Source organism: Streptomyces sp. NPDC006393, from assembly GCF_040628575.1.
GTDB lineage: Bacteria > Actinomycetota > Actinomycetes > Streptomycetales > Streptomycetaceae > Streptomyces.
This window is the reverse complement of the sequence record NZ_JBEXZD010000027.1, coordinates 67359-76040: the sequence shown is the minus strand read 5'-3', so window position 1 is coordinate 76040 and position 8682 is coordinate 67359. Positions and strand designations below refer to the sequence as shown.

Below are 8682 nucleotides of genomic sequence, written 5' to 3'. Positions count from 1 at the left end.
TGGGGGGACCCCCAGCGGCGTTGTCGTCGGTTGCCGACTCCCCCACGCTCGAACGAGCTCGCGCGGGGGCACCCCCATCGCGTCGCCGCCCTCCTTCGCCTTGCATCTGGACGCACCGGCCCCCGCTCACCCGGTTCGATCGGCGCCGCCGTTCACCTGCGCCTTGATCCGCCGGACAGAACCTAGGGCGCGCAGACCGTGATGAGGGTCTCCACCTCCTCGGTCAGGGCCCGGGCCAGCCGGTTCAGGTCGGGGACGGCCTTGGCGTCGGCGACGAGGCCGTAGTGGACCTGGCCCCGGTAGGTGGAGATGGCGATGGCCAGGGACTGGCCGCGGGCCAGGGGCGCGAAGGGGTAGACCTCGGTGAGCGGGTGGCCGCCGAGCCGCAGGCCGAAGCCGGGCAGGGGCACGCTGGTGACCAGGATGTCGAACCAGAGCCGGGCGGCCTGGCCGACGAGCGGGCCGCCGAGCCGGTGGCCGAGGGCCGGCACATGGTCGGCGAGCAGGGCGACGGCGCCCGCGCCCCGGTTGGGGCCCGCGTCCTTGTTGCGGTCCATGGCGGTGCGCACGGCGGCGAGCCTGCGCAGCGGGTCGGGTACGCCGACGGGCAGCTCCATCAGATAGCCGGAGAGCCGGTTGCCCTGCGGGTGCGCGGTGCGCGGGCGGCGCCGGGAGACCGGGATCAGGGCCCGGGGCGCGATGCCGTCGCACCTCTCGCCGCGCTCGTCGAGCCAGTTGCGCAGGGCGCCCGCGACGACCGCGATCAGTACGTCGTTGACGGTGCCGCCGACCTTCTTGCGCACCAGGTGGACGTCGTCGATGTCGATGACCACTCCGGCGGTGCGCCGGGTTCCGGTGGGCTCGGCGGTGAGGGCGGGCGTGGAGCGGGTGACGAGGGTGGAGCGGGCGACGCAGGCGCCGATGTCCAGGGCGCGGCCGACGTCGGAGAACGCGCCGCGCACCAGCCCGGGCAGTCTGCGCACGTCGGGCAGCAGGCCGCGCGGGGGCTCGGCGGGGCGGGGCCGGCGCTCGGGGAGGTCCATCGGGTCGAGGATCGCCGCGGCGAGGGTCAGGGCGCGCAGTCCGTCGGCGAGGGCGTGGTGGAACTTGAACAGCACCGCGAAGGAGACGCCGTCCTCGCCGGGCAGCACATGGGCCTCCCACGGCGGGCGGTTGCGCTCCAGCGGGCGCTGCATGAGGCGGCCGGAGGCCGCGTGGAAGTCCGTGACGGGGGCGTGCAGCCGGACGTGGTTGAGCGGGTCGAAGCAGGGATCGGGTTCGCGGGTGGCGCCGCCGAAGCCGAACGGCTGCCGCAGCTGGTGGGCGAGGGACTGCCGCAGACCCTGGCCGGGGGACTGCCGCAGGCCGAGGGGGCGCCACACGTCGCGGATGCGCATGCGCAGTCCGGGCACGGCGGCGGCACGGGCGGCGAGCAGGTCGGCCGCGTGCGCCCCGGCGGTGGGCGAGTGGGCCGAGAAGACCCCGAGCGCGCCGAGGTGCATCGGGTGGTCGGCGGACTCGATGTTCCAGAACGCCAGGTCGAGTGGAGCGAGCAGGTCAGAAGTCAATGGCTTGCCTCGCGTCGACGGTGGGTGAGTTCGCAGTCAACCGCGTGCAACCGATTACGGTCAAGTACGATCAGGCTACGCTCAGTTAACACCAGATTAAGTCCCGCCCCGCGGATCGGGGGCGGGACACAAAGGGCGGTGGGGAAAGTCACCTCAGCACGGGCGGCGCCGCCGCCTCGGACGTGCCCCACGCCGACGGCCGGGGGCCCACCGTGTGGCGCACGGTCCGCAGCGAGCGCAGCTCCCGGGTGGTCAGGTACGTCCGCTCGTGGGTCACCCCGTCGGTGTGCACCGTCTGGATGTAGCGGTTGTCCCGGGAGGTGCCCGGCGCCGTGATGGTGAGGGCGCCGCGCGGGTGGTAGCGGCGGTCCAGGCGCAGCTCGACGCGTTCGAAGACGGGCGTGGACAGCCCCCAGGTGCCGTAGCCGGGCTGCACCGGGAACAGGCCGATGGACGACAGCACGTCCCAGGCGGACATCGTGCCGAGGTCGTCGTTGCCGGTCAGCCCGGTCGGGGCGTCGGTGAACAGGGTCAGCGCGGCGTGCACCACGTCCGTCGTCTTCCAGGGCTGCCCCGTCGACAGATAGCTGTACGGGGCGAGCAGGTCGGGCTCGTTCTGCGGGTTGTACTTGTCGCTGTTGTAGTAGGCGTACGGCCCGTTCACCCAGACGTCACGCGCGGTGCGCTCCGGGTCCTTCAGCAGCTCGCCGTAGGCGAAGAACGCGTCGAGCCGGTCGTTGGTGAGCCGCCGGCCGCCGATCAGACGCACCAGGTCCGGCATGTCCTGCGGGACCAGCCACTGGTACTGCCAGGCGGTGCCCTCGTGGAAGCCCTCGCTCTGCGCCGGGTCGGCCGGTCCGGTGAAGGCGCCGGAGGTGTCCCGGGCCCGGAAGAACCCCGTCGACGCGTCGAACAGGTTGCGGTAGTTGCGGGAGCGGGCGGCGTACCGGTCGGCGTCCGCGCGGTGGCCGAGGGCGCGCGCCATCTGGGCCAGCATCGCGTCCGACAGGGCGTACTCCAGGGTCGCCGAGGCCCCGAAGGCGTAGTCGGAGTGGCCGGACTTGGGCGGCTCGTGGCCCCGGACGTAGGGGGCGTAACCGCGGGTGAGGTAGTCCGGGTTGGCGTCGCGGCCCACGGCCGGGGAGGCGGCGGGCGGCACTCCGTCGGCGTTCTTCCTCAGCGCCCGGTAGGCCCGCTCCTCGTAGCCGGCGAGCAGGCCCTGCTGGTAGGCGTTGGTCAGGAACGGGGTGACCGGGTCGCCCGTCATCACGTTCGTCTCCACCGTGCCGTACCCCCACTTGGGCAGCCAGCCGCTCTCCTCGTCGATCCTGATGACGGAGATCGCCATGTCCCGGGACTCGCGGGGCGCGAGCAGGGCGAGGAGCTGGGCCTGGGTGCGGTAGGTGTCCCACAGCGACCAGTTCTGGTAGTACGTGAAGCCCTTCGTCCGGTGGATCCGCTGGTCCCAGCCGGTGTAGCGGCCGTCGACGTCGCTGCCGACGTTGGGCCCGAGGAACACCCGGTACAGCGAGGAGTAGAAGGTGCGGCGCCGGGTGGTGTCGCCGCCGGTCACCCGTACGTCCGCCAGCCGCTTCTCCCACGCCCGCCGGGCCGCCTCGCGCACGGCGTCGAACGAACGGCCGCCCTCGGCGCGCAGATTGCCCGCCGCACCGGCCGCGTCGACGTACGACAGCGCGGTGGTCGCCTCCACGGTGCGGTCCCGGGTGGTGTCGAACCGCAGATAGGCGCCGCCGCGCCCGGACCGCGCGCCGCCCGTGACGGTGGTGCCGTCCCAGGTGCCGTACGCGGTGAACGGCCGGTCGAACCGGGTGAGGGTGTACACGGTGTACGGCACGGTGTCCTTGCAGAAGCCGCGGCCGGTGATCGCGGTGCGCACGGTGCGGTCGTCCAGGATCTCCACCGTGGAGGCGACCATTCGGTGCAGCGCCTGACCGGCGTTCAGCAGGACGTCGGCCTTGTCGGTGGCGGGGAACGTGTAGCGCTGCACGCCGGTGCGGGCGGTGGCGGTCAGCTCGGCCTCGACGCCGGAGTCCAGGCGGACCCGGTAGTAGCCGGGGCCCGCCGCCTCGTCCTCGTGGCGGAAGCCCGCCGCGTACTTCGCGTAGTCCGTCTGTCTGACGTCACCGGTGGTCGGCAGGACCGGCAGATCGCCGCCGAGACGGCAGCCGACGCCGGAGAGGTGGACCAGGGAGAAGCCGCGGATGCGGCTGTGGGCGTAGTCGTAGCCGGTGCTGTGGCCGGTGTCCGGCGAGAACTGCACCATGCCGAAGGGCACGGCCGCGCCGGGAAAGGTGTTGCCTTCGTTCGCGGTGCCGATGAACGGGTTCACCAGGTCGGTGAGCCGGGCATCGCGCGGTTGTTCGGCGGCCCGAGCGGTGGCGGCGGGAGCGGCGGACAGCGCGGACGCTGTCACCGCTCCCGCCACGCACAGGCGGAGCGCCACAAGAAGGCGCCGGGTCCCTCTCATGCAGGAAGACCTCCGATGGAGACGTCATTGCCTGCATGATCGGGTCTGAGGGTCAGTCGGCCGGGCATCCCGCGGGTGTCGCCCGCGACGCGTCGCCGATCAGCGCCCGCTGGGCGGCCCGCACCCGCGCCGCGTCCGGCTTGAGCACCTTGCGGTCGTAGGTCAGCAGGCCGTTGAGCTCGCCCTCGACATCGCTGATCTGGGTGTAGACGGCGCCGTTGCTGCCGCGGCACACCAGGGCGCGCACCTCGTCGAGCTTCGACAGGTAGTCGTCGGTGTACGTCGCCGGGTCGACGTCGACGTAGCTCTGCTGCACCGACCAGGCATGCCCGGGGACCGCCAGGCCGAGCCCACCGTACTCGCCGCTGACCAGGGCCCTCCGTCCGTCCGGGTGGGGCGGCAGGGCGGGCGACGGATAGCCGTGCTCGTCGATGATGTCGCCGGCGCCGCCGTCGGTGCCCAGGTTGATGCCGGACATGCCGTTGACCAGCCGGGTCGGGTCCCAGGACTTGGCCTGCCCGGCGATGCGGGCCTCGTCGTACTGGCCCCAGCCCTCGTTGAAGGTGACCCACATGACGACCGACGGGCTGCTGATGTGCTCGTCGATCAACTCCTTCATCTCCCGCTCGTACTCGGCCCGGGCGGCGGCGGACGGGTTGACGCCCGCGGTCATGGCGGGCATGTCCTGCCAGACCATCAGGCCGAGCCGGTCGGCCCAGTAGAACCAGCGGTCCGGTTCGACCTTGATGTGCTTGCGGACGGCGTTGAAGCCGAGCTGCTTGTGCACCTTCAGGTCGTAGGCCAGGGCCTCGTCGGTGGGCGCGGTGTACAGGCCGTCGGGCCAGAAGCCCTGGTCCAGGGTGGCCATCATGAAGACCGGCTTGCCGTTGAGGACCGTGCGCGGGACGCCGTTCACGTTCTCGACGGCGATGGAGCGCATCCCGAAGTAGCTGCCGACCGCGTCGGCGCCGACGCGGACCTTCAGGTCGTACAGGAACGGGTCGTCGGGCGACCACAGGTGCGGGTCGTGGATCGTCAGGGTGAGCGGGCCGCCGGTGCGGCCGCGGACCGTGGCGACCGGGCGCCCGCCGTCGTACGCCGTCGCCGTCACCGGTACGCCGTCGCGGACGCCCTGGGCCTCGACGGTCAGGGTGCCGTGCGCGACGTCCGGGGTGAGCTTGAGCGTGTCGACGTGGTCGGTGGCGACCGGCTCCATCCACACGGTCTGCCAGATGCCCGAGGTGGGCGTGTACCAGATGCCGCTCGGGTCCAGGCGCTGCTTGCCCAGAGGCGGGTTCTCCCCGCCGGAGCCGTCCGTCGGGTCGTAGACGCCGACGATCAGCTCCTGGGTGCGGCCGGGCTTGAGGGCGTCGGTGATGTCGGCGCCGAACTTGTCGTAGCCGCCCTGGTGTTGGGCCACCTTGGTGCCGTTGACGTAGACGTCGGCCTTCCAGTCGACCGCCCCGAAGTTCAGCCGGAGCCGCTTGCCGTGGCCGATGTGCCAGCCCGCCGGGACGGTGAAGGTACGCCGGTACCACATGCGGTCCTCGTGCCGTTCGAGGCCGGAGAGCTGGGACTCCACCGGGTAGGGGACGAGGATCCGCTCGGACAGGGTCTTCCCGACGGGCGGCTGCTCGCCGGCTGTGGCGGCGGCGAACTGCCAGCGGCCGTTGAGGTTCTGCCAGTCGGAGCGGGTCAGCTGCGGGCGCGGGTACTCGGGCAGGGCGTTGTCCGGGCTGACCTGGTCGGCCCACTTGGTGCGCAGCTCGTACGTGGAGTGGTTGGGACCGCTGCTCCAGAAGGCGGCCACGGCGGTGCCGTCGTCCGACGTCAGGCCGCCGTGGCCGTCGTAGCGGACGTCCGCGGTGCCCCGGGCGGTGCCGGTCTTGTCGCCGACGACCGGCTCCTTCAGGGTCACGAGCAGGGCGCGCGGGTCGGCCGGGTCGGGCCGTACGGTGCCCAGCGGCCAGGTGGCGCCGCCGATCACGGCCCGCAGATGGTCGCCGAGGGCGGCGGGCGGGGCGGCGAGCTTCTGCGCGAAGTCGAGCTTCAGGGTGCGGCCGTCGCCGAGGACGGTGGTCGCGATGGCGCCGTCGTAGTCGTAGCCCTCGGGCAGCAGGAACGCCGACTGCGGGACGGGCTCCTTGGTGCCGCCGGGCTCGGTCCAGCGCACGTGGAGGTTGGAGCCGCCGTAGTGCTCGAAGTACTCGACCTTGATGTCGTATGCCGTGCCGGCGGTCAGCTCCACGGGGGCGGAGGTCTGTTCCCTGTCCCAGTCGTCGACCCAGTGGTCGATGGTGAGCTTTCCGTCGATCCAGAGGCGGAAGCCGTTGTCGCCCGTGATCGAGAAGGTGTGGGCGCCGGTCTCCCCGGGGACGATGCGGCCGGTCCAGCGGACGCTGACGTCGTCGGACCGGCCGGTGGCGGCGGCCAGGCGGGGTTCGAGGTTGTCGAAGTCCAGGGCGGGGTCGAAGGTGGTGGCCTTGAGCTCGGCGAAGTCGAAGGCTCCGGGGGCGGACTGGGTGTAGTACTCGCCCTTGAGCCCGTGGATCTCCACGGGGTCGTCACCGGGTGCGGCGGCGGTCGCGGCGGGCGTCGTGATGAACGCGGCGAAACCGAGGGCCGCCGCGCACAGTAGCGCGAGTCGGTCTCTCAGACGGCTGGTGCCCACGATCCTCCTCATGGCGAAGGAAACTGACGTCTCTTGTTCGCTGTTCGGTGGTGCATTGTGCGAGCCTGTTGGATCTGGTGCGAAATAACGTTGTCATGATCGTCGACCCACGTCCAGGGACATGACAAAGAGAGGCTGGATACGGACATCCTCCGGGCGGACGGAGCAGGGGGAGATCCAAGTGGACCGGACGCCCGCACAGCGCGCACCATGAGGGCGTCACTTCCACGTCGCGCGATCCGCGGCGACGCGCCCCTCCTGCGGAAGGGAAGTGAAACCCATGCCCAAGGTCTCCCGGGACACCGCCACACAGGGCGGCGACTATGGTCCCGTCGTCGAGCAGTCCGAGGACCTCGACCCGTACACCGTGGACTTCCGCAGCTTCCGCGAGGACGTCGACCTCACACCCTTGCTCAAGGACCTGCCGGACGGCCGGTGCCAGTGCCCGCACTGGGGTTACGTCTTCAAGGGCGAGCTGGTCCTGCGCTATCCCGACCGCGAAGAGGTGTACGTGGCGGGCGAGGCGTTCTACGCCCCTCCCGGGCACGTCCCCGTGCACACCGCGCCGGGCACCGAGTACGTGCAGTTCAGCCCGACCGAGGACACGCACCGCACCAGTGCCATCACGCTGAACCACTTCCCGCCGCTGAACGGCTGAGGCGCGCCTTCGCGCCTCGGCCGCGCGGCAGGACTACGGCACCCGCTGGCCCTTGCCCAGGGCGATGACCCCGCCCTTGGACACGGTGTACAGCTCCGCGTCCCGCTCCGGGTTGACGCCGATCGTCGCGCCGGGCGGCACCTCGACGTTCTTGTCCAGGACCGCCCCGCGCACGACCGCGCCCCGCCCGATGTGCACGTTGTCGTGCAGCACGGAGCCCTGGACCACCGCCCCCGGATCGACCCGGACGCCCGGGGAGAGCACGGACCGTGTGACCTGCCCGCGGATCAGGCAGCCGGCACTGATGATCGACTCCCCGGCGATGCCACCGGCGTTGAACCGGGCCGGCGAGAGCTGGTTGGAGTGGGTGTAGACGGGCCAGTCGCGGTTGTACAGGTTGAACGCGGGGCGCTCGGCGATCAGGTCCATGTGGGCGTCGTAGTAGGCGTCGAGGGTGCCCACGTCCCGCCAGTAGCCCTGGTCCCGGCTGGTCTCCCCAGGCACGTGATTGGTGCTGAAGTCGTACAGCTGGGCCTCGCCGCGCTCGGTGAGCTGGGGCAGGATCGAGCCGCCCATGTCGTGCACCGACCGCTCGTCCTCGGCGTCCCGTTGCAGGGCGTCGATCAGCGCCTTGGTGGTGAACACGTAGTTGCCCATGGAGGCGAAGACCCGCTCGGGGTCGTCGGGCAGGCCCGGCGGGTCGGCGGGCTTCTCCAGGAAGCGCTGCACGGTATGCCCGTCCGAACCCGGCGTGATCACCCCGAACGACGACGACTCGGAGCGCGGCACCCGGATGCCGGCGACCGTCACCCCGGCGCCGCCCTCGATGTGCTGCCGGAGCATCTGCCGCGGGTCCATGCGGTAGACGTGGTCGGCGCCGAAGACCGCCACGTAGTCGGGCTGCTCGTCGTAGATCAGGTTGAGCGACTGAAGGATCGCGTCGGCGCTGCCCAGGTACCAGCGGGGACCGAGGCGCTGCTGCGCGGGAACCGGCGTGACGTAGTTGCCGAGCAGGCTCGACATGCGCCAGGTGGTGGTGATGTGCCGGTCCAGCGAGTGCGACTTGTACTGGGTCAGCACGCAGATGCGCAGGATGTCGCCGTTGACCAGGTTGGACAGGACGAAGTCGACCAGGCGATACGTTCCGCCGAACGTGACCGCGGGTTTCGCGCGGTCCGCGGTCAGGGGCATCAGCCGTTTGCCCTCTCCGCCCGCAAGGACGATCCCGAGGACCGAAGGTCCACCACGCCGCATGGCCGCTCCCCTCACCCGGTTGAACCACTACTGCCCCTGAGCA

The 8682-nt window shown here is 71.5% G+C and carries 5 protein-coding genes; 1 reads left to right on the top strand and 4 read right to left on the bottom strand.

Translation table 11 applies throughout. From position 1 onward, the window contains the following. Positions 1 to 182 precede the first annotated feature (182 nt). The 3 genes from ABZ484_RS14555 to ABZ484_RS14545 form a co-directional block, all read right to left on the bottom strand. Positions 183 to 1568: a wax ester/triacylglycerol synthase family O-acyltransferase gene (locus tag ABZ484_RS14555; protein ID WP_358866218.1), complete on the bottom strand. Its 1386-nt coding sequence runs from the start codon at positions 1566 to 1568 to the stop codon at positions 183 to 185. Positions 1569 to 1716: 148 nt separating this feature from the next. Then, positions 1717 to 4056, bottom strand: a complete 2340-nt coding sequence (locus ABZ484_RS14550) for a GH92 family glycosyl hydrolase (RefSeq protein ID WP_358866217.1) — start codon at positions 4054 to 4056, stop codon at positions 1717 to 1719. A gap of 52 nt (positions 4057 to 4108) precedes the next feature. Then, entirely contained in the window at positions 4109 to 6727 is a 2619-nt protein-coding gene (locus tag ABZ484_RS14545) for a PA14 domain-containing protein (protein WP_358866216.1), read from the bottom strand. A 280-nt stretch (positions 6728 to 7007) separates the two neighbouring features. Here ABZ484_RS14545 and ABZ484_RS14540 point away from each other — a divergent pair, with 280 nt between their 5' ends. Further along, positions 7008 to 7385 (top strand): hypothetical protein, encoded by a 378-nt coding sequence (locus ABZ484_RS14540; RefSeq protein ID WP_358866215.1) that lies wholly within the window; start codon positions 7008 to 7010, stop codon positions 7383 to 7385. 33 nt (positions 7386 to 7418) lie between these two features. Here ABZ484_RS14540 and glgC read toward each other — a convergent pair whose 3' ends face one another. Beyond that, positions 7419 to 8639, bottom strand: a complete 1221-nt coding sequence (gene glgC, locus ABZ484_RS14535; RefSeq protein WP_358866214.1) for a glucose-1-phosphate adenylyltransferase — start codon at positions 8637 to 8639, stop codon at positions 7419 to 7421. Positions 8640 to 8682 lie beyond the last annotated feature (43 nt).